General features: G+C 46.9%; 15 protein-coding genes and 1 pseudogene. 5 read left to right on the forward strand and 11 right to left on the reverse strand.

Annotation, left to right across the window (positions count from 1 at the left end):
- Window positions 1-22: 22 nt before the first annotated feature.
- The 5 genes and pseudogenes from NX720_RS20125 to NX720_RS20145 form a co-directional block, all read right to left on the reverse strand.
- Window positions 23-1,486: a protein kinase family protein gene (locus NX720_RS20125; protein ID WP_262597022.1), complete on the reverse strand. Its 1,464-nt coding sequence runs from the start codon at window positions 1,484-1,486 to the stop codon at window positions 23-25.
- Window positions 1,487-1,590: 104 nt separating this feature from the next.
- The gene (locus tag NX720_RS20130; RefSeq protein ID WP_262597023.1) at window positions 1,591-3,150 is read right to left on the reverse strand and encodes a protein kinase domain-containing protein; all 1,560 of its coding nucleotides are present in this window, start codon (window positions 3,148-3,150) and stop codon (window positions 1,591-1,593) included.
- Window positions 3,151-3,429: 279 nt separating this feature from the next.
- Window positions 3,430-4,683 carry an ISL3 family transposase gene (locus tag NX720_RS20135; RefSeq protein ID WP_262597024.1) on the reverse strand — a complete coding sequence of 418 codons (1,254 nt, stop codon included), beginning with the start codon at window positions 4,681-4,683 and terminating at the stop codon, window positions 3,430-3,432.
- 100 nt (window positions 4,684-4,783) lie between these two features.
- Window positions 4,784-6,220, reverse strand: coding sequence for a transposase (locus NX720_RS20140; protein ID WP_262597025.1), 1,437 nt, complete (start codon window positions 6,218-6,220; stop codon window positions 4,784-4,786).
- Between the two features lie 65 nt (window positions 6,221-6,285).
- Window positions 6,286-6,411 (reverse strand): annotated as a pseudogene (locus tag NX720_RS20145) (IS200/IS605 family transposase); the annotation flags it as partial.
- A gap of 65 nt (window positions 6,412-6,476) precedes the next feature.
- On the opposite strand from NX720_RS20145, the gene NX720_RS20150 reads away from it, so the two are divergent.
- Complete coding sequence (locus tag NX720_RS20150) at window positions 6,477-7,649, forward strand: RNA-guided endonuclease InsQ/TnpB family protein (protein WP_262597026.1); 1,173 nt, start codon at window positions 6,477-6,479, stop codon at window positions 7,647-7,649.
- Between the two features lie 36 nt (window positions 7,650-7,685).
- On the opposite strand, the gene NX720_RS20155 is transcribed toward NX720_RS20150, so the two are convergent.
- Both NX720_RS20155 and NX720_RS20160 read right to left on the reverse strand, forming a co-directional pair.
- Complete coding sequence (locus NX720_RS20155) at window positions 7,686-8,249, reverse strand: LysE family translocator (RefSeq protein ID WP_262601620.1); 564 nt, start codon at window positions 8,247-8,249, stop codon at window positions 7,686-7,688.
- A gap of 155 nt (window positions 8,250-8,404) precedes the next feature.
- Complete coding sequence (locus tag NX720_RS20160; protein WP_262597027.1) at window positions 8,405-9,544, reverse strand: glycerate kinase family protein; 1,140 nt, start codon at window positions 9,542-9,544, stop codon at window positions 8,405-8,407.
- Between the two features lie 136 nt (window positions 9,545-9,680).
- On the opposite strand from NX720_RS20160, the gene icd reads away from it, so the two are divergent.
- Entirely contained in the window at window positions 9,681-11,006 is a 1,326-nt protein-coding gene (icd, locus tag NX720_RS20165) for an NADP-dependent isocitrate dehydrogenase (protein ID WP_449757771.1), read from the forward strand.
- Here the strand turns inward: icd and NX720_RS20170 are convergent.
- Both NX720_RS20170 and NX720_RS20175 read right to left on the reverse strand, forming a co-directional pair.
- Window positions 10,981-13,230, reverse strand: a complete 2,250-nt coding sequence (locus tag NX720_RS20170; RefSeq protein WP_262597029.1) for a malate synthase G — start codon at window positions 13,228-13,230, stop codon at window positions 10,981-10,983. The two genes, icd and NX720_RS20170, sit on opposite strands and share 26 nt — an antisense overlap.
- A 227-nt stretch (window positions 13,231-13,457) precedes the next feature.
- Window positions 13,458-14,405 (reverse strand): LysR family transcriptional regulator, encoded by a 948-nt coding sequence (locus NX720_RS20175; RefSeq protein ID WP_262597030.1) that lies wholly within the window; start codon window positions 14,403-14,405, stop codon window positions 13,458-13,460.
- A 103-nt stretch (window positions 14,406-14,508) separates the two neighbouring features.
- Here NX720_RS20175 and NX720_RS20180 point away from each other — a divergent pair, with 103 nt between their 5' ends.
- The gene (locus NX720_RS20180) at window positions 14,509-16,092 is read left to right on the forward strand and encodes an isocitrate lyase (RefSeq protein ID WP_262597031.1); all 1,584 of its coding nucleotides are present in this window, start codon (window positions 14,509-14,511) and stop codon (window positions 16,090-16,092) included.
- A 113-nt stretch (window positions 16,093-16,205) separates the two neighbouring features.
- Here the strand turns inward: NX720_RS20180 and NX720_RS20185 are convergent, their stop codons facing one another.
- A complete protein-coding gene (locus tag NX720_RS20185) occupies window positions 16,206-16,832 on the reverse strand; it encodes a hypothetical protein (RefSeq protein ID WP_262597033.1) in 627 nt (208 codons plus the stop codon).
- A gap of 157 nt (window positions 16,833-16,989) precedes the next feature.
- Here NX720_RS20185 and NX720_RS20190 point away from each other — a divergent pair, with 157 nt between their 5' ends.
- Together NX720_RS20190 and aceK are read left to right on the forward strand one after the other, a co-directional pair.
- Window positions 16,990-17,505 (forward strand): hypothetical protein, encoded by a 516-nt coding sequence (locus NX720_RS20190; protein ID WP_262597035.1) that lies wholly within the window; start codon window positions 16,990-16,992, stop codon window positions 17,503-17,505.
- Window positions 17,506-17,569: 64 nt separating this feature from the next.
- On the forward strand, window positions 17,570-19,333 hold the full coding sequence (aceK, locus tag NX720_RS20195; protein ID WP_262597037.1) for a bifunctional isocitrate dehydrogenase kinase/phosphatase: 1,764 nt from the start codon (window positions 17,570-17,572) through the stop codon (window positions 19,331-19,333).
- 1 nt (window position 19,334) lies between these two features.
- Here aceK and NX720_RS20200 read toward each other — a convergent pair whose 3' ends face one another.
- Window positions 19,335-20,756 carry an APC family permease gene (locus NX720_RS20200; protein ID WP_262597039.1) on the reverse strand — a complete coding sequence of 474 codons (1,422 nt, stop codon included), beginning with the start codon at window positions 20,754-20,756 and terminating at the stop codon, window positions 19,335-19,337.
- Window positions 20,757-20,764 lie beyond the last annotated feature (8 nt).

A 20,764-nucleotide genomic window follows, 5' to 3' on the forward strand; every position in this document is an offset into this window, starting at 1 on the left:
TGATCTTCAGGACCATCATCTATCATTGAACTTTTTGCCTTTTAACCGGTAAATTATTCTCATCAGAGTACTCATCAACATCAGAATATAAGTCATCTGAATCCGGTTCGTTCAATTGAATATCTTCTATCACTACTTCCAGACAGTCCTTAACTGTTTGAAACTCTGGACGATCTTCAGGCTTGACACAACAACAGGGATAAGCAATTTTCTGTAGAATCTTAATATATTGTTCAACATCCAGCTCACTCCAGCTTTTTACCAGCCTTCGCAACAAGGGCCGTTGCTCACTTTTTTGAGCCAGGCCAAGACGTTGCTCAATATTTTTCTGGGTTTCTATATAGTTGCTCTGCAAAACCTGAATAATTAACAGTCCAATACCAAACATCTGCCCTTTTGTCGTCGCTGGCTCTCCAGCCCTGATTTCCGGTGCCACATGATAACACTTAGCAGCGCCGGTTAGTTTTGATTGAGGTTCTATTTTAAACAGAGAACCAAAATCAATAAATTTCAAAACCCCTTTTTCAGTAAACCTAAGGTTCTTACTATGCAGGTCAAGATAGAGAATATTTTCTTTACGCAAGTACTCCAGCACATCAAGAATGCGCATAAGCATATCAGCAAACCCGTGGGCAGATAGCAGGTAGTTGAATCCATTCCTTTTTTCAAAAGGCTTAGTACTTAGTATAAGGTCATTAAAACTTAAAGGTAGATATTCCAGATACAAAATAACCAGCTTTTCTGGCCAGCTTCCTTCATAGCTAATGAGTTCCACTATACCCTGATGCTCAAGCTGCTTAAGTTGCCTTAATTCTTCTATCAGGCTCGCAAATAATTTATCTTCTGTCTGATTTGTTATCGACTTCCTGACTTTAGCAACAATAGCTTTCTGCTCACCATCTTTCGTTATCTGCAATAAGAAAGCATCACAAAATGTGCCACTACCTATAGGAAGGGCATTGCTTCGCCAATGTTCTATCTTTTGTTTTAATGAAGGCACAGCGGGCGTTTCACTGGAAGACTGATGATTTGTTTCCTGCGGTTGTGACGTTGTAGCATTTTCCTCTTCAGGCTGACTGTCTTCCTGATTGCTGTCAGCTTCTGACTGGTCAGCACTGTCTTCATCGGACGGCGAACGCCTTACATAGTTCTCATAATTAACTGACCACGGCAATGTATGACAGGCACAAAACGGTGGCGCAAATAATTTAATTGAATGTTTATTATCTTCAGAGTCCGATTCAACGTCGGAGTCTTCATCATCCCATAAATCAGTGATTAAATGATTACTGTCTTTCCGGGAAGGCTCTTCAGCGACGAAAGTGTCATCCGTTATCTCTATTAACGTTGAATGTACTTCTTCAGGCATAGAGCGCATATAAGCATAAGTCAGCATCAGCAGTGGCTCCAGTATATTTTTCTCGTTACCAGAATAAGATGCACCTGATAAAACGATAGCCCCGGAAAGAACACATTCAATAATCATAAAAACTGGAAAATAAAATATAAGGATTATCAGGTTAGCTGATATTTATTTTTCAGCCATCGGACTATGGTATAAATAACAAGTTGAGAGTGATTTACACACTATTAGTTTTGGCTTCCAGAGGCTACCTGATCATGTTCCAGTCTTTGCTTCTTAGCAGGCTGAAAATCATTTACATCTTTCTTATGACCTTCAATAATAGTTTTCACCTCATGGTCTTTAAGTTCTGCAGGTTCATACTCGGGGTCCATTATCCTGTCAATAGCCTTTGCTATTGAATTTAGCGTAGTAAACACAGAGTCAAAATCAGGACGATCATCAGGGTCAGACTCACAACAGGGGAAAGCAATTTCATCCAGTAGTGACTCATACTCACTGGTAATTTCTGCACCCCAGCAAATTACCAGCTTTCTAAGCAACTCACTCTGATCCATTGGACGCCTGGCATCTATATATTTCTGAACCTCGGGAGACTTTTCAATATGCTTATTGTGTAATAATTGTATCATTAGGAGACCAAAGCTAAATAATTGCCCTTTAATCGTCACTTCTTTTCCTGCACGAATTTCAGGTGCCAGATGATAGCAATTTTCAGCTCCGGGGAGCACCCCCTTGTTGTCACACCGTAACAGCACGCCAAAATCAATTAGCTTCAAGGTGCCACTCTCAGTAAATCGAAGGTTTCCACTATGCAGGTCAAAATATATAATGTTCTGCTGATGCAGATACTCCAGAACCTCATGGAGACAGAAGAAAATATTGATTAATCCCTGTTCTGACAAGACATTACCATTTAGCCCTTTTAACTCCTGAGTTGGCTCTTTACTAACAATCAGCTGATAGTAATCGTAAGGCAAATATTCAAGATAAATCACCAGATTTCTAACTCCGTCTGATTCATACGTAATCAGTTTGACAACACCAGGGTGGTCAAGCGCCTTCAGCCACCTTCTTTCCCTGTCAAGATTATGAAAGCCTCTTCTATCCTGACTTTTCATTATCTTGGCAGCAGTCCTTATTCGCTCCCCGTTCTGGTTCAGAGTCCCTAGAAAAACCTCTCCATAACAGCCAGAACCGAGTCGTTTAGCGGTACTACGCATCTGTGAAATCCGTGTCGCGACCTTTGTACTCAAAGATGCAGTATCTACCGAAGACTGACCACTATTTTCCTCAGGCTGGGTTTCTTCACCAGCAGCGGATTCTTCCTGTTTATTTTCAGTGTTTTCTTCTGCCTTGGTGTCTTCATTATTTTGCTCACCATCAGGAGACTGTCGCAATAAATGGCTAAAGTCAGGAAACCATAACCCCCCCATCCCGCTGAGCCTGGCAGGAGCAGATAACCCCTTCTTCCATGATTCCTCATCTTGATCTTGATCAGGGAGTTGGCTTTCATGATTCAGGTTCAGCGGTGTAGACTGGTATTTCCAGTGCTCCTGTAACACTTTTTCATAGTCGATCAATACCTCATCTTCTGACGGCAGTTCAGGCTCCTGAAAATAATCCAGGTCTGTCGTGTCAATGACTACCTGATGCACTTTTTCAGGAATCGAATGTATATAGACGAATGGCAGCAGTAGCATTGGCTCCAGCATTCTTTTTTCTTCAACCGGAAACAGGCTGCCGGAGAATATTATGGCTAAGGAAACAGTCCATTCGAATAGCATAGAGATACTGCCAACCGGTAAAATTAACATTTATTAAGAATTGTGGGCATAGTCTAGACTCAATATGACTTTTATGTTTACTTATTTCCACTTTTCCAAATATGGCTTAAAGTCGATTATTTTATTCCGCTACAGTCATGAATTCTGTACCAGTCAACCACGATCACAGCAGCATAAAATTTCTGCGACTTCGTGTAACATAAGCCCATTTCCTTAATCACTTCCCTTTAAACTCTTGCAGGAGTTAGCCACTCATAGACACCTCTAAAAACCGCCTCGTCAGTAAAATCTGTGGGCAGTTTCTGGTTCAGGTAGTTTGCCAAGCGCATGATATAGGGCGATTTCTGCACATCTGTAGGTTCTGAATCCATACGATTTTCTCGTAGTGAGTTTTATCTTGGTATTCAGACCCTCAACAATTCCGCTGGAAAACGCCTTTTTTGCCCTGAACCAGTTCAGAATAAGTGGCTTATGTCGTCGAATAGTTTTGACCACCTTCTTCATTGGATCTATCTTTGACCGCATGACTCTTGTACACCAACGATCCAGATATTTTCCTGCCCAATGTGGTGAAATGTAATCCCAGAACACCTGAAATTCCTCTTTAAGCAGGTAAGCTCTGACACTTTTCAGGTTGTACTGGAGTACTGTGTTTAACTTGATCTCTTCTTTCTCTGTCAGATTTTCTTTTCTCTTGAGCAGGCACCAGCGAGTTTTTTTCAGAACAGGTTCATATCCGTCTGCCTGAAGTTGTTTGTGCTCTGATGCCCTGACTTCATCAATGGCTTTGTTTAGCATGGCAACGATATGGAAGCGATCCAGAATATGCAGTGCCTGGCAGGAAAACTCCGCAATCGCCTTCACGTAAGGCTGCCACATATCAGAGCAGACATACTCCAACTGCTGGCTTCGCTCTGTACCAAAGAATGAGAAAAAGCTGCGAATCGTCGCTTCAGTACGCTCTTCGCCAATCCACAGCAATCGTGTGCAGTTTCGATCAATCTGGTAAACGACAGTCAGGTACTTATGGCCTATTTGATACGCCACCTCGTCGACACCTATGGCCTTGATATTGTCGAGCGAACGATGCGCCTTGCCCCATTCAACCACATACTCAACAGCATGAAAGACCTTCTCCCATGATGTATTGAAAGTGCAGGCAACCTCTTTCCAGGAGAGCTTTCTGGCCCAGCTTGCCAGAAACTGCATGTAGACTTTGGTAAGTTCTTTCTTGCCATCACCCCATGGAACCTGTTCAACCTTTACGCCACACGTCTTGCATTGAACCCTGCGCATTGTGTAGAGCAGAAAAACTCTAATTCCCCAGAGAGGGACGAACTCAAAACGGCGTTCAGCAAGAGAATCGTAGCCTGGTGCTGGCTTCAAGCAGCCTGAGCAAACGGCATGACTGTTCTTTCGAGGAACCACTGTCACATTAAATACTTCTGAACCTTGATAGACGCCGGGTTTTACATCCTGATAAACAAATGACTTGAGTTTATGGACTTTATTGAGGATAGTTTTAATCAGCATCAGTGCTGCCTTTTGTTGTTTTTTTGTCCTTCAACAAAAAGCTATCAAAAGTCAGCCACTGGTGCATCTACCTCAAAAATTTGTTCATTTCTACCCACAGTTATCCCTGAAGAGCCAAAAAATCACATAGTTCACTTTGTAATTTCGCAATTTTATACATCCATCGATGCTGGCTTGTCAGCTTTATTTTCTTTTGGTTGCCAGAGTGGGTCAGCTTGCCAATTGAACTCATTAATAAGGGACGGCTGGTAATTGATTCTTTATGGGAGTCCGGATTACTCAATCGAACGTATAGCGTCCACCAGTTGTAAACCAAGGCAACCATTCGGGCCAGCATTCGACATCTTGCCATATCTTTTGTTACATAACCGCCCCAGCCCCATTGGTTTTTGATTTCATCAAAGTTATTTTCACAGTCAGCCCTATTGCGATAATGATTAATGATCGAGACTATATCATTATCAAGAGATGTGACCAGAACCGAATACTCGTAAGCTTTTATATTTTCTGGCTCTTCTATTAATGCTAACGTTTGTTGACGTTCTTTTATTCCTTTTTCCAACATCGGTATTTCATTTTCAGGACGCCGTCTTCGAACAATAATTATGCGTCTTTCTTTTTTCCAACCTGACAGTTTAATTACGGATTCTTTTCCCTCCCAATGGTTGTCGTATTTTACCCATCCTCCGCTACAGTGCTCATTCCCTATGGCTTTCTTAACGTTGTCGTGCTTCTTCATTTTAAAAAGATAATGACAACCAGAATCTTCCAATTCGCTCATTACCCGGTCACTTCCCCAATCACAATCACCACGAACAAATTCAGGCCAGCAGCGTTTTGGAAGTCGATTTAATAGCTCCATTAAACCGGGTAAAGAGTATTTACTTTGACTTTGATTTCCGGGTCTGACTTCAACCTCCAGTATTAATTTAAGATTAGCCATCATATATGAGTGGTAAGTATGAGAGGGTCTCCCTTTCTTATGTGGGTTATAGCCATTAACCGCTCCTTCCTGATGCCCATAAATGGTTTTCACGGTAACATCAACATCCATAATCCATGGAATGGTTAATAACGGATCAAAACAGAGATGGAGGTGTTTTTGCATCCATTCAACGCCTTCATCTTCGTCAATCTTCTTTAAACCACGCCTGGCAGAATCATCGCTGACAATTTTTTTCATCCCGAGCAACTGAGCGTTTACTTTATCACCAATAATTGTTCCGATATGCGCATAGCGTTTATGTCCTGAAAGAATGGAAAGCATTAATGAGCCAATCACATCCACTTTTTGAGGGGCGTTTGGGCTTTTATAAGTTAGTGGGCAATCGTTAATCCAGGGTTCAAATCGGTGACCTGTTTTTAAAAACTGTATAAAAAAAGGAAGCTGTCCCATTGGGGTGACCGATGCTTCAGGCTCCCACTCGACATGAATTTTACCGTCGAAAGAATCGACTTCGAGTTTGACGGATAAGGGATCTTTTTTCATTTCAGACAACTCACCCTTTGGGGGAGTGGGTTTTGGTGGTCGAACCATCTTCGAGCCCTCAATATTGTTGAGGGTTAGAGTTTAGCTCAGGGGTTAACCGCTGAATTTAGGTTGATCATATAGCCATCAAAAAGCTTTCGCCTGTACTTTGTCGTGAACACCAAATGAACAACCAGCTTGGTAACGCCATGTCGTTTGCGAAGATACCCTTTAAGCAAATCTTTATTGTGTGCGCTCACTTGAAAACCTCTTTCAAATACCTGTAATATAAACTTTATATTAATGAGCACTGAAATAACGTTCCATGCTGAGAGCCACCAAAGTACGAATCTATCCAACATCAGAGCAGGCGGAATTTCTCGACCGTCAGTTTGATGCTGTGCGGTTCGTATGGAACAAGGCCCTGGCTATTAAGGTTCATTATTACAAGGTTCGTGGGCAGAGCCTTTCTCCCAAAAAACACCTGAAGCCCTTGCTGGCAAAAGCCAAGAAAAGCCGAAAGTACTCATGGCTGAAAAACGCTGACTCTATTGCACTGCAACAGGCCACTATCAATCTGGATACGGCCTTTCAAAACTTTTTCAATCCCAAATTGCAGGCAAGATTTCCTCGCTTCAAGAAAAAGCATGGCAAGCAAAGTAGCTACCATTGTACGTCTGTCTCTGTGGGCGATAACTGGATAAAAATCCCCAAGTGCAAGCCCATAAGGGCTAAAGTGCATCGTGAAATAGTGGGTAAGGTGAAGTCTGTCACCCTGAGCAGAACGCTAACCGGCAAGTATTTTGCCTCCATATTGGCTGATGATACCCAGGAACAACCAAAACAGATTGATAATCTTGAAGCTAATCAGGTTGTCGGTGTTGATATGGGGATTACTGATCTGGCTATCACCAGTACCGGCCATAAGACTGGCAATCCTCGCTTTCTGAAAAAAGCACAACGTAACCTGAAAAGAAAACAACAGGCTCTATCTCGCTGCAAGAAAGGCTCAAAAGGTAGGCACAAAGCCCGTTTATTGATGGCAAAGGCGCATGAGCGTGTAGCCTTTGCCCGTAATGATTTTCAGCATAAGCTATCAAAACAACTCATCGACGAAAACCAAGCGGTGATTGTGGAGACACTGAAAGTTAAAAACATGCTCAAGAACAAGCGTCTTGCTCGTTCTATTGCTGATGCTGGCTGGCACTCACTGATAACCAAACTCGAATACAAGGCAAAGCAGGAAGGTAAACATCTGGTGAAGATAGACCAGTGGTTTGCATCCTCTAAAGCTTGCTCAGTCTGCGATTTGAAACAGGAAAAAATGCCATTGAGAATCCGATCATGGGAGTGTAGCTGTGGTGCTATCCATGACCGGGATATTAATGCAGCTCGCAATATCAAGAAGCAAGGCATATTGAAATTAAAGGCGGAAGGACTGTCCGTTTCTGCTGATGGAGGCTTGCGTAAATCCGGCATACTGTCGGTTGCTGCCTAAGAAATCAGAAGCCTCACCCGATAGGGTGGGGAGCAGTCACCTTTGCATCATTGCCGTTAAAGCACCTGCCCCCATCAGGAGGCTGCCACCGGTACGGTTGAGCCATTTTCGGGTTAAAGGCGACTTGAGTTTGTCGTGAATGTAACTGGAGAACACACCATAAATCAGAACGGTTAAGCCCGATACCACAATAAAGCTGACCGACATAATCATCATTTGCACCAGAACTGGATGACTGTCATCAATAAATAGTGGCAATAACATAACAAAGAACACGATGCTTTTCGGATTCAGGGCAGTCACTATAAAGGAGTCCCTGAAGACCTCGCGGGCATCCATCAGGCCGGACTCAAGCCTGAGCGACTCCACTGGGGCACGCCAGTAGCCTATACCCAGGTAGACCAGATAGGCTGCCCCAAGCCACTTTAACGCTCCAAACATAACGGCCGAGGCTGACATGAGTGCGCCCAGCCCAATAAACGACAGCGACATAGCCAGAAGATTGCCCAACCCTGTACCCATAATCAGCGGCAGTACGGATTTAGGGCCATGATTCAGCCCCTGTGCTATTACCATAAGAATCGTTGGGCCTGGAATCATACAGACTATAAAGGCGGCCCCGACATAAGAAAGCCAAGTCTCGAAATTCACCGGATATTCTCCCCGTACCAATGCCAGCTTCTGAATAGCCCGGGCGGTGTCACCCGATAGGGTTAATCAATTCGAGCCTTCACTTTAGCTCATAGTCCTCCGGGTCACACAGTTATGGGCAGCAGAAAGAGTCGGGCGATATTCTCTGCAGTACGCTCAAGGTTCTCTCGCCCCATCTTAAGGGCTTCAGACAGAGGGACAGCCCCATGAACCACTGGAAAGATGGCATCAATGCCATGTTCATAAACCACTTCACTGCCCTTACCAACACTGCCAGCCAAAGCAATGACCGGTATACCTTCCGCTTTAGCGATCCCGGCCACTCCGACCGGCGTTTTCCCACGCACTGTCTGACTATCAAGACACCCTTCTCCCGTAATTAGTAGGTCAGCGCCTTCTATCCGGGCTTTCAGTCTGACCGCTTCGAGAACCATGTTAATGCCCGGTTTCAGGTCAGCTTCCATAAAGGTCAGCAGTGCGGCTCCCAGGCCACCGGCAGCTCCGGCTCCGGCAACGTGCTCTACATCCACATCCAGACATTGCCGGATTACCGCCGCATAATTTGTCAGCGCCCTGTCCAGTTGCACCACCATAGTTGGAGTTGCCCCTTTCTGGGGGCCAAATACAGCCGATGCGCCATTTGCTCCTGTTAACGGGTTATTCACATCACAGGCTGCGGCGACGCGAACGTTTGCCAGTCGTGCATCCATAGCGCTGCAATCAATCGTGGCAAGGTCAGCCAGTGCCGCCCCTCCAGCTGGCAACTCTTCCCCTTTGTTATTCAGGAAACGAACCCCCAGGGCCGCCATCATACCGGCTCCGCCATCGTTGGTCGCGCTACCACCAATAGCAACAATAATCCGTCTGACCCCAAGGCTTAAAGCTTCCCGAATCAGCTCACCAGTGCCGTATGTCGTTGTCAGTAACGGGTTACGAAGATGCGGCAAAATCCGTTCAAGCCCGGAAGCTTCGGCCATTTCGATCACTGCGGTTTTGCTATCACCCAGAACACCAAAGCGAGCCTCTACCGGCTCACCCAGTGGCCCGGTAACCGTTCGTGAGTAGAACCGCCCGGCGGTTCCGTCCACCAGTGCCTGCAGTGTCCCTTCACCACCATCGGCAACCGGTACTTTAATGAATTTGGCCGAAGGCAATACACGACGCATTCCTGTTTCTATGGCAGTAGCGGCGTCTGTCGCACTCAGGCACTCTTTAAAGGAATCGGGGGCAATGACTATTTTCATAATTATCCTTTCCCTGTAGCCGGTTTATGACGTTAAAACGGCTGTGTATTCGCAGTATCAGGAAAATTCAACGGCAATGCTCTGGCACGGGTCAATGTCTGGTTCAAACTAAGTCATTTACCAATGCAGTAAACCCATGCACAATCAGGACAACGATAATAACTCTATAGCCCTGGTTAACGACATGCATTACCAGCACATCACCACGCCGGCCAACGCTGAACAAATCACCATTAATCCTGACCAGTCCCTTTATGTTCCAGACAATCCCATTATCACTTTTATCCAGGGTGACGGCGTTGGTGCGGATATAACCCCGGTCACGCTAAAGGTAGTCGATGCTGCGGTTAAGCAAGCCTATGGCGAAAGCCGAAAGATTGGCTGGATGGAAGTCTTCAATGGTGAGAAAGCGGCCGAACTTTACGACGGAGACTGGTTTCCCCAGGAAACCCTGCACGCCCTGCGGAAACACGTTGTCGCCTTGAAGGGCCCGCTGACCACGCCGCTTGGGGGTGGTTTTCGTTCCCTGAATATCGCCCTGCGTCAGGAGATGGATCTGTTTGTCAATATGCGACCGGTGCAATGGGTGGCTGGTGTACCTTCCCCTGTTACTCACCCGGAAAAAGTGAATATGGTCGTGTTCAGGGAGAATTCTGAAGATATTTACACCGGTATTGAATGGAAAGCCGGTTCATTACAGTCAGAGCAGCTTATGGCGTTTCTGCAACAGGAAATGGGGGTTTCCCGGATACGGTTCACCGAGCAATGCGCACTCGGCATCAAGCCCATCTCTGAACAGGGTTGTAAACGACTGATTCGTCATGCCATCCAGTATGCCCTGATCCATCAGCGCCGGTCTGTCACTCTGGTGCATAAAGGCAACATCATGAAGTTTACGGAAGGGGCTTTCAGGCAATGGGGCTTTCAACTGGCACAAGAAGAATTTGGCGCTAAACCACATAACCACCGTCGTGAGTTAGTGATAGACAACAATGGACATCCACTGATTATCAAAGATGCCATTGCTGACAGCATGTTGCAGTACATTCTGCTGCAACCGGAACAGTTTGATGTTATTGCCACTATGAACCAGAACGGTGACTTCATTGCAGATGCTCTTTCGGCTCAGGTCGGGGGCAGTGCTATTGTGCCAGGTGCTAACCTGAACAACGAACTGGCCATTTTTGAACCGACCCACGGCACCGCCCAGACTATTGCCGGTAAGGATATAATGAACCCCTGCTCAATGTTGCTCTGTGCAGAGCTGATGCTGGCGCATATTGGCTGGAAAGAAGCGGCAGGTTTAATCCACAAGGGTATCGAAGAAACCATTCAGGGCAAAATCGTGACTTACGACTTTGCCCGAATGATTGCCGGAGCAAGGGAAGTGAGTTGTTCTGAATTTGGAGAAACTGTCATTCAGAACATGAGCGCCTCTAAATCTCAGCTACGGCTTCTTTAGATCTTTGACACTCTCTGGCAAAGCTGTTCAGGTCACGATCGTGTTTGAGGCGGTAACGGTATTTGTGCAACAGCGGTTCAGTATAACCGGAAGGCTGAGTCAGCCCTTTAAACACCAGGCTAAGCGCCGCCCTGAATGCCGTACTGCTGTCGAGATCGGCAGCCATGGGCGTGTAACCTTCGGTGTCTGCATTTTGCCGGTCAACGACCACGGCCATTCGGTTAAATACTTCCCGCACCTGGCTTTCACTGCAAATGCCAAAGTGTAGCCAGTTAGCAATATGCTGGGATGAAATCCGCAGCGTCGCCCGGTCTTCCATCAGATTAACGTTATTGATATCAGGCACCTTGGAACAACCGACGCCCTGGTCAATCCAGCGCGCTACGTATCCCAGAATCCCCTGCACATTATTTTCCAGCTCTCTCTGGATGGTATCAGGATGCAGCTGTTCAGGGGCTGGCATAACCGGCAGCTGTAGCAAGTTACTGAACGACGTCTGACGTCCTTTAAGGGATTGTTGAACGTCGGTCACTTTAACCCTGTGGTAGTGAATAGCATGAAGTGTTGCAGCCGTCGGTGAAGGTACCCAGGCACAGTTAGCACCCGCCTGTGGATGAGCCGCCTTGGCTTCCAGCATATTGGCCATGGCATCAGGCATTGCCCACATACCTTTACCGATCTGGGCATGACCGGACAAACCACATTGCAGGCCAATATCCACATTCCAGTCTTCATAAGACCTGATCCACTGCTGGTGCTTCATATCTGTTTTAGGCACCATGGGACCGGCTTCCATATTCACGTGCATTTCACTGCCGGTACGATCCAGAAAACCGGTATTAATGAAAATAACCCGCTCACTGGCGGCGGCAATACAGGCTTTAAGGTTCAGTGTTGTCCGATGTTCTTCATCCATAATGCCCATTTTCAGGGTGTTTCTGACCAGGCCGGTCAGTTGTTCGGTGCGTGCAAATAGCTGACTGCAGAACGCTACTTCTTCCGGCCCCTGCATCTTGGGCTTAACAATATAAACACTGCCGGTACGGCTGTTGCGAATCGGGTCAGAGGCTTTTTTGTGCAGGTCAAAGCGGGCAATCACCGCCGTCACCAGGGTATCCAGAATGCCTTCCGGTATTTCACAACAGTGCTCGTCCAGAACCGCCGGGGTAGTCATCAGGTGACCAACATTGCGAATCAGCAGGGTACTGCGACCGGGCAGGCTGAATTGTTCACCCGACAGGGCGCGATACTCACGATCCTTATTCAGGGAGCGAAGCAGGGTTTTATCACCTTTTTGAAATTCTGCGGATAAATCGCCCTTATAGAGCCCTAGCATATTTCTGTAAACTTCGGCTTTGTCTTCTGCGTCGACCGCTGCAACCGAGTCTTCGAAATCCTGAATAGCGGTAATGGCTGACTCCAGCACAACATCTTTAACATGAGCGCTGTCGGTACGACCAATGGGGTGTTCCGGGTCAATCTGGATTTCAATATGCAGTTCGTTGTTCTGCAGCAAAATGGCTGACGGGCTGTCCGCTGCGCCCTGAAAACCCTTAAACGCTTCAGGGGTTGCCAGTGTCGTCATGACACCAGACGACAGCTTTATAGCAAATCCATTGTCCATCACACGATAACAGCTAACATCGTGATGGCTACCCTCTTGCAACGGGAACAGCTCATCCAGCAAGTCCCTGGCATAGCGAATGACCTGTTCACCACGTTCAGCGTTATAGCCTTGACCCACTTCTCCGGGAATCACATCGGTACCATAGAGTGCGTCGTATAAGCTGCCCCAGCGGGCATTGGCGGCATTCAGGGCAAAACGCGCGTTTTTAACCGGTACTACCAGTTGTGGGCCTGCAATAGTTGCCAGTTCAGGGTCTACACCGGGGGTCGTGACTTTAACCTGCTCTGGCGCTTCGACAATATAACCTGTGTCACGCAAAAACTGTTCAAAAGCTCCGGCGTCGAAGGCAATACCCTGCTCACGCTGATCTTTATGCCACTGGTCAATCTGATTTTTATGGTCCAGACGTTTTTTCAGCAGCGCCCTGTTCTTTTTTCCAAACTCCTGCACCAGTGCTGTGAGAGATTCATAGAAGGTTTCAACGGACATGCCACTGCCAGGCAGCAACTCTTTCTCAATAAAATGAATCAGGGGAGTATCAACAAACAGTCTGTACCTGGACTTGTATCCCTGGTCTGAATGGATCTGGGGGGCCATACGATCTCCAACGCTCAACAGAGTTTCTGAATAGTGACAGACTCAGATTAAATGTACCGGAACTATATGAAAAATGATCAATTTTTATTTTTAATATAAGTTTCATGAATGGTAGTGCATTCTTAACCGCTTTCCGCTTTCCGCTTTCCGCTTTCCGCTTTCCGCTTTCCGCTTTCCGCTTTCCGCTTTCCGCTTTCCGCTTACTGATGCGGGGCACTGCCTGCATTTTACCGATCCAGAATCGTCTCTGAAAACTCCAGAAGCGACCGCCTCAGCCATTGATGCGCCCTGGAGTGGTGCCGTAAAGGACTCCAGATCATTTTGATTTCAAAAGGCACGATCTGAAAGGGAACCCTGCATACTGTCAGTTCCTGGTAATCCTGATAGATTCTTGCCAGTCGTCTTGGAATGGTTGCGATCAGCTTCGGTTCCTGTAACAACAGTCCGACCATCATATAGTGTCGTGTAAATACCCGGATAGCCCGTGTTTTGTCCAGCTGCCAGAGTGCCTCATCCACCCAGCCCAGACGCTGTGCCCCGGATTTATTGCTGGCAATGGATTCTGCTCCCCAGCCTGTCCGGTTGACCCATATATGCTCTGCAGCCAGATACGTATCCAGATCGGGTTGGCTGATATAAGGGTGCTCCCTGTGCAGCAGACAACAGAAATTATCCCGCCACACTGTTGCTTGATGAAACGATTTTGGCAGGGCAGTAAACCGGTTGATCGCAAGATCGATGATGCCTTTCTCCATATCGTGCAGACTCACATCACCCGGGGCCAGCAAGTCAAAATTAATATGGGGTGCATCGCGCAGCATATGTCGAATAAACGGCGTCACCAGGGTTGCTTCCATATAATCAGATACCATGATCCTGAACGTTGCTTCACTATGGCTAATAGAAAAGTCCCGGTCAGGCTGGGTGATCTGCTCTGCCAGACTGAGCAGGTCAACAATATCCGGTTTCAGTTTTTCTGCCTTGTCGGTTGGCGTCATACCATCGGCAGTACGTACCAGGATCGGGTCGTCGAAAAGTTCCCGCAGACGTTTAAGGGCATTGCTCATGGCAGGCTGGGTAATGGCCAGCTTATCGGCTGCCTTGGAAACACTGCGCTCTTCCAGCAGTACATTTAAGTACACCAGTAAATTCAGGTCTGTTTTTCTTATATTCACCGAATCAATACCGTAAATAGAAATTATAAATTTTATCTATTAAAGCGTCGTTGTTATGGTTTTTGCAAGTCAACCCGGTGAACAAAAACAGCAGAGGACGACCATGTCTGACTATAACAATGCCATTACACAGTTACAGGAACGCTTAAACCAGTGCAGGGCTCTGAATCCTGAACATATTGTTCGTATGCGCTTACAGAACCGTTTCCAGACCGGGCTGGATATCGCCCGGCACACTGCCAGTGTCCTGCGCAGGGACATGGCGGCATACGATGAAAACCCGGAGCAGTACACGCAGTCACTGGGATGCTGGCACGGTTTTGTAGGGCAGCAAAAACTCATTTCTATTAAAAAGCACTTCTCAACGGTTAAAGGGCGTTACCTGTACCTTTCCGGCTGGATGATCGCGGCGCTGCGTTCAGAGTTCGGGCCTTTGCCTGACCAGTCCATGCACGAAAAAACATCGGTTCCGGCCCTGATCGAAGAACTCTATACTTTCCTGCGTCAGGCTGATGCCTGGGAACTGAATCACCTGTATCGTCAACTGGATGAAGCCAGGCAGACTGGTGACAGGAGCAAGGCTGAAGAAACCCTCAGCAAGATTGACAACTATGAGTCACATGTCGTACCGATTATTGCCGATATCGACGCCGGCTTTGGTAATGAGGAAGCCACTTATCTGCTGGCTAAGAAAATGATTGAGGCCGGTGCCTGCTGTATTCAGATTGAAAACCAGGTATCCGACGCCAAGCAGTGTGGGCATCAGGATGGTAAGGTAACCGTTCCCCATGAAGACTTTCTGGCAAAAATTAATGCCGTTCGTTATGCCTTTATGGAGCTGGGGGTAGAAGACGGTGTTATTGTTGCGCGTACGGACTCCCTGGGGGCAGGGCTGACCCAGAAGATTCCGGTTTCCCAACAACCGGGTGACCTGGCTTCTCAATACAACCGCTTCCTTGAAACAGAACCTGTCACCCTGCAAACCGCCGATGAAAATGACCTGCTGATGAAAGTCGGTGGTCAACTGACTCGCCCTGTGCGTCTACCTAACGGCCTGTTCCGTTTCAAATCCGGAACCGGTGAGGACCGGGTGGTTCTGGACTGCATTACGTCACTGCAACACGGAGCTGATCTGCTCTGGATTGAAACAGAGAGACCCCATATTGGCCAGATTGCCGGAATGGTTGAGCGGATTCGTTCAGAGGTTCCCAACGCCAAGCTGGTTTACAACAACTCGCCTTCGTTCAACTGGACGCTGAATTTCCGTCAACAGGTATTTGACCAGTGGCAGGAAGAAGGTAAGCCGCTGGGAAGCTACGTCCGCAACCAGCTGATGAGTACCGACTACGACAGCACCGAACTGGCACAGGAAGCGGATCGGCGTATCCAGAGCTTCCAGCGCGATGCTGCCCGACAGGCCGGAATTTTCCATCACCTGATTACCCTGCCCACTTACCATACAGCGGCATTGTCAACGGATGACCTGGCGAAAAACTACTTTGGTGAAGATGGTATGCTAGCCTATGTGCGCGATGTTCAGCGCCGTGAAATCCGCGGTGGCATTGCGACGGTCAGGCATCAGGATATGGCGGGTTCCAATATCGGTGACGACCATAAAGAGTATTTCTCAGGAGAGGCAGCCCTGAAAGCCAGTGGTAAAGACAACACGATGAATCAGTTTGGTTAATACACCCTGTTAAATTCTGACCGGGGCTGCCTTTCATAAGGCAGCCATTGCTGAGCGCGTTCTGATAATGACCAACTTTTTCAGGAGTTTGGCTGTCAATGGTTGGAATCTATTTAGCGCCGAAAGAATGAGAAACGATTTTTCTTCAGCTTATACGGGCCGTGAGGATAAGCTGATTCAGTGTTATAGCCATCTTTTAAAGCATAATGCCCGTTTTCAAAATATATACCTGGCTCTGTAGGGTTGCGTATAAAAAACTTTACCGCTTTATAAAACTGTTTGATGCTTTTACTTTTTGAGGTTGAGGGAGGCAGGGATAAAAGGATTTGCCGGAGCAGAGGGGTGATCACGTTGATCACCTGCAAATCAATATTTTGGTGCAACCCATAATGGGAGTGAGTGGCAAAAGGGGCATTTCGCCGGTGCATGGCTAAACAGTGGTTTCTTTCATAGTGTTTGACATAGAACCGAACAAAGGCCTTAAGTAACGCATTAGGCAGAGTGAAGTTGCTGCCTTCATCAGTGGGCACAGCGAAGGCGCTGCTACCATCAGCGGGCAAGTACGATGTAAGAACAAAAAAACCTGACTGAACGATTCGGGTTAAAATAAGGCAGCCATTGCTACATTCAGGTATTACATAAGTAATATTGTACTCGGTGTCGGTACAGTTTAAGACGGAATCCGCTACAGGGTAGTCAACTGACAGTGATTTAGCACTGAAAGCAGGAGAATAAGGCATAACCTTGTTACCTCTCTCTATCCGCAATTTACACATTAAACAGCCAGTAATAATGTATCCTTTTTTAGTGCGGCGCTATGAAACCCCAGTAATAAAATACTCTCGTTAAGCGTATTGCGACTCTGCCATACTATCGAATACTCTCTCGCTGTCCTCGATGCATCATATCCGATCGGTGAAGAAAATGGTTAAACAGTTTACTGTCGTGTTTTTTGCTTTATCTGCATTGGTTTCCCAGAGCGTTCCGGCAGCTGCCGTTGTTGCCGTTAAGCCTGCTTTCTCGCCAGAAGGTTGCTATGCCCGAAGTGATGTCATTGAAGATCTGGTCAATGGTGAATCCGACCGTAAAGTCAGTTATATCTCGATTAAAAAAGAGAAAAATTCATACTTTTTCAGAGGGTTCCTCTGGGGGACCAACTGGCATATCTGCGATATTTCCGGAGAGGGAGAAGGAGGATTACCTCTCACTCAGGAAAAAGGTGCATTAGTGTATAGCGAGGCTTATCCGAAAGAAGGCATTAGTTGTCGTCTGGAAATTGTGCTTAAAAATGGCAGCGTTCAGCTGCGGGACACCAACAATCAGTGTAAGAACAAAGTGTTCGCCTGCGGTGTTCGCACTTCTATTGATGGCACAACCTTGCCGAAGGTTCAGGATGAAACGTTGTGCCAGTAATACATTACTGTTTATGCTGTGCAAACAGCTAATACAACAAACATAACAATAGCAACGTATGCTTATGCCTCTCTTCACCATCGAACAACAGGTATCCCATAAACTGGCCAGAGCTATTCTTGCCGGTTTCGAATCCATGTTTGCCGAGTTCCTGAATATTACCCTGGGTGCTCAGTCCCGGTTTGAACGGGCTGCCTGGCAGGAAGTGCAGGACGCTATGCGTCAGCGATTGCAGGTGTATGAAAATAAGGTTGAGCTCGTGTGTGCAGCGGTTAGAGTGATTGCTTACCGTGAGCTGGATCATTCAGACGTCTGGCAGCGTGCTAAAAACGACTACGCTCAACTGGTTGCAGACCACGAAAATGCGCTGATTGCCCAGACTTTTTTTAACTCCATTCATGGTTCATTGCTGGGGCAGCAGAAAACACGCGATATTCATCGCTTTATTTTGCAGGAAAAGTATCGTCCGAAACCTCGCCCAACCGACAGCATTATTTATCAATTTGCAGAAACTGACGGCATTATCGACAGCCTCAGACAGGTGTTGAATGTCTTTCCACTGCGAATTCCCTTCGAAAACCTTGAGCGAGACCTGAAAGCGGCCCAAAACGCACTGGCAAAAATAAACCCTGAGCTTCTGACCAGACAGAACTATACGATTGAGTTTGGTCGCTCCCTGTTTTTCCGAAATAAAGCCGCCTATATTGTTGGCCAGCTGGTTGACCCTGAATCCGGAGAGTGTTTGCCCTTTGCCATTGCCTTGCTCAACCGGAAAAACAGTGATGGCGATATCTGCCTCTACCTTGACGCTTTTATGATTGGAGAAGGGCAGCTGAGTAAACTGTTTGGCTTTGCCCGCTCTTATTTTATGGTCGATACAGACCAGCCGGTTCGTTATGTAGACTATTTATGTCGTCTGTTACCGAATAAAGAACGGTTTGAACTGTTTAATGCCATTGGCTTTATCAAGCACGCCAAAACCGAGTTTTACCGCTTCAAGGTAGACTACACCAAACGTATGCCTGAAACGATGAAATATGTTAGTGCGCCCGGTGTCAAAGGGATGGTTATGCTGGTCTTTACCACACCTGATTCAGACTACGTTTATAAAGTAATACGAGATCGCTTCCGGCCACCCAAAACCAGCAATCGACAGGAAGTGATGGCTAAATATGACTTCGTTAAGCAAGCTGACCGTGTGGGCAGGCTGGTCGATACTCATGAGTTTAACTACCTCGTCTTTGACCGGCAGCGTTTTTCTCCCGAGCTGCTTGAAGAAATGATCACAGAAGTCGCTGACAGCATTACCCTTTCCGGCAACGCCCTGATTCTCAGGCATGTCTATGTTGAGCGCAAGGTAACCCCGTTGAACCTGTATATAAAGGAATCGGCAGGGCAGGCATTTGAGCAAGTAATCAACGACTATGGCACAACCATCAAACAGCTGGCAGCTGCCAATATCTTTCCGGGCGATATGCTGATTAAAAATTTTGGGGTCACCCGCTGGGGCCGGGTTGTCTTTTATGATTATGATGAAATCTGCCCGCTGACCAGCTGTCATTTCCGTGCATTGCCAGAACCTGATAACGATATTGATGCACTGTCTGTGCAGCCCTGGTTCGATATCGGGGAGAATGATGTTTTCCCGGAGCAGTTCTCCGTATTCTTTGCCGGACACTTGCAGGCCAAAGAATACTTTGATCGTTTTCATCAGAACTTATACGGCGTTGATTTCTGGCAAAAGACACAGGCGGCCATTAAGTCGGGAACATTAGTGGATGTGTATTCCTATAAAGAAGAGTGGCGTCTGGAATACTTTTATGAATAATTCAGAGTTTTTTATTCTGAGCTGCACGCCACTGGGGGCGTTTCAGTTTGAACAGAACAAATGGCATCGCAGTGAACGCAACCAATGCAATGGCTACAACAAAGCCATAAGTTGAACGTTCACCTTCAGGCACAATCGCAGGTGGAAGAAACCCGAAAGCAATAGCCGCAATGCCTGTCACCGATCCGACAATAGCCAGCCCCCAGATTCCAGCGTTGCCCAGTGGAATCTTATATTGACGTGAAACATCGGGCTGGGTGTAACGTAGTTGCACAGCGGCTGCAAACATTAATAGATACATGACCACATACAACATGGTTGGAATGATATTCATCAGCCAGAAAGCGGTTTGAACATTGCCCTGAAACAGATACAGGGTAGATATGGCTGAGACAATGACCCCCTGAAACAGCAGGATACGGTGATGAACAGCATGTTTATTTTCCTGTTGCCAGAAGACCGGTAACATTCCGTCCCTGCCTGCTACCTGAAGCCCGCGGGTGGGAGCAGGAATCCAGTTATTGACTTCACCGAGTATTCCCAGGGCAATAATTAATCCGGTCAGTGGCAGCCATCCATGAATCCCGGCCTGATGGAACATAACATTAATGGCCTGCATGATGCCGGCATCCAGTTTTATCTTGTGCTGCGGTATCACCATGGCAATGGCCAGTGCTGCCAACGTCACCAGTATCACCGCCAGGCAGGCGGAGGTAAGAATGGCAAACGGGTAGTCCCTTTGTGGGTTTCTGGCAGACGCTGCATTCGAGGCAGACGCTTCTATACCGGCAAAGGTAAGAAATGCCCCCGCAATAAAAGTCAGTTTATTGGTGTCTGTAAAGTCAGGAACGAAATTCTCCAGAGAGAATTCAATGGGCATCGGGTTGCCTTTTGCCAGATACAGGCAGGCCAGTGTGAATATAGCCAGAATCGGAAAAATCCTGCCAACAATGGTACAGACACTGGCGACTGCCCCCGAGGTTTTCATGCCAAACAGATTGATAATGGTTAATAACCAGAAAACTCCGTTGATCGCCAGAAATATAGATGGACCATTGTCGGCTAACTGAGGGTCAAGTCCGTACGCTGCTGCCAGAACAGCCACCGTAAGAATGGATGGAAACCAGATAACATTCTCAATCCACTGCAACCAGACAGCAACGAAGCCAGACTGCTCACCAAAAGCTTCTCTTACCCAAACATACACGCCGCCATCCTCTGGCCAGCCAGTTGCGAGCTCGGCTGAGATCAGCGCTGAAGGCACAAGAAAGACCAGTGCGACGAGTAAATAGATAAAGACCAGGCTGAAACCATATTCGGCCATTGATGGCGCACCGTGAATACTGGTTATGGTGCCTGTCGTTATCATTATCAGGGTAAAAGCGGTTAGTGTTCGCTTTGGCTGAACCGAAGACCCGGGCATTGTTGAAT

This window comes from Endozoicomonas euniceicola (genome assembly GCF_025562755.1).
GTDB lineage: Bacteria > Pseudomonadota > Gammaproteobacteria > Pseudomonadales > Endozoicomonadaceae > Endozoicomonas_A > Endozoicomonas_A euniceicola.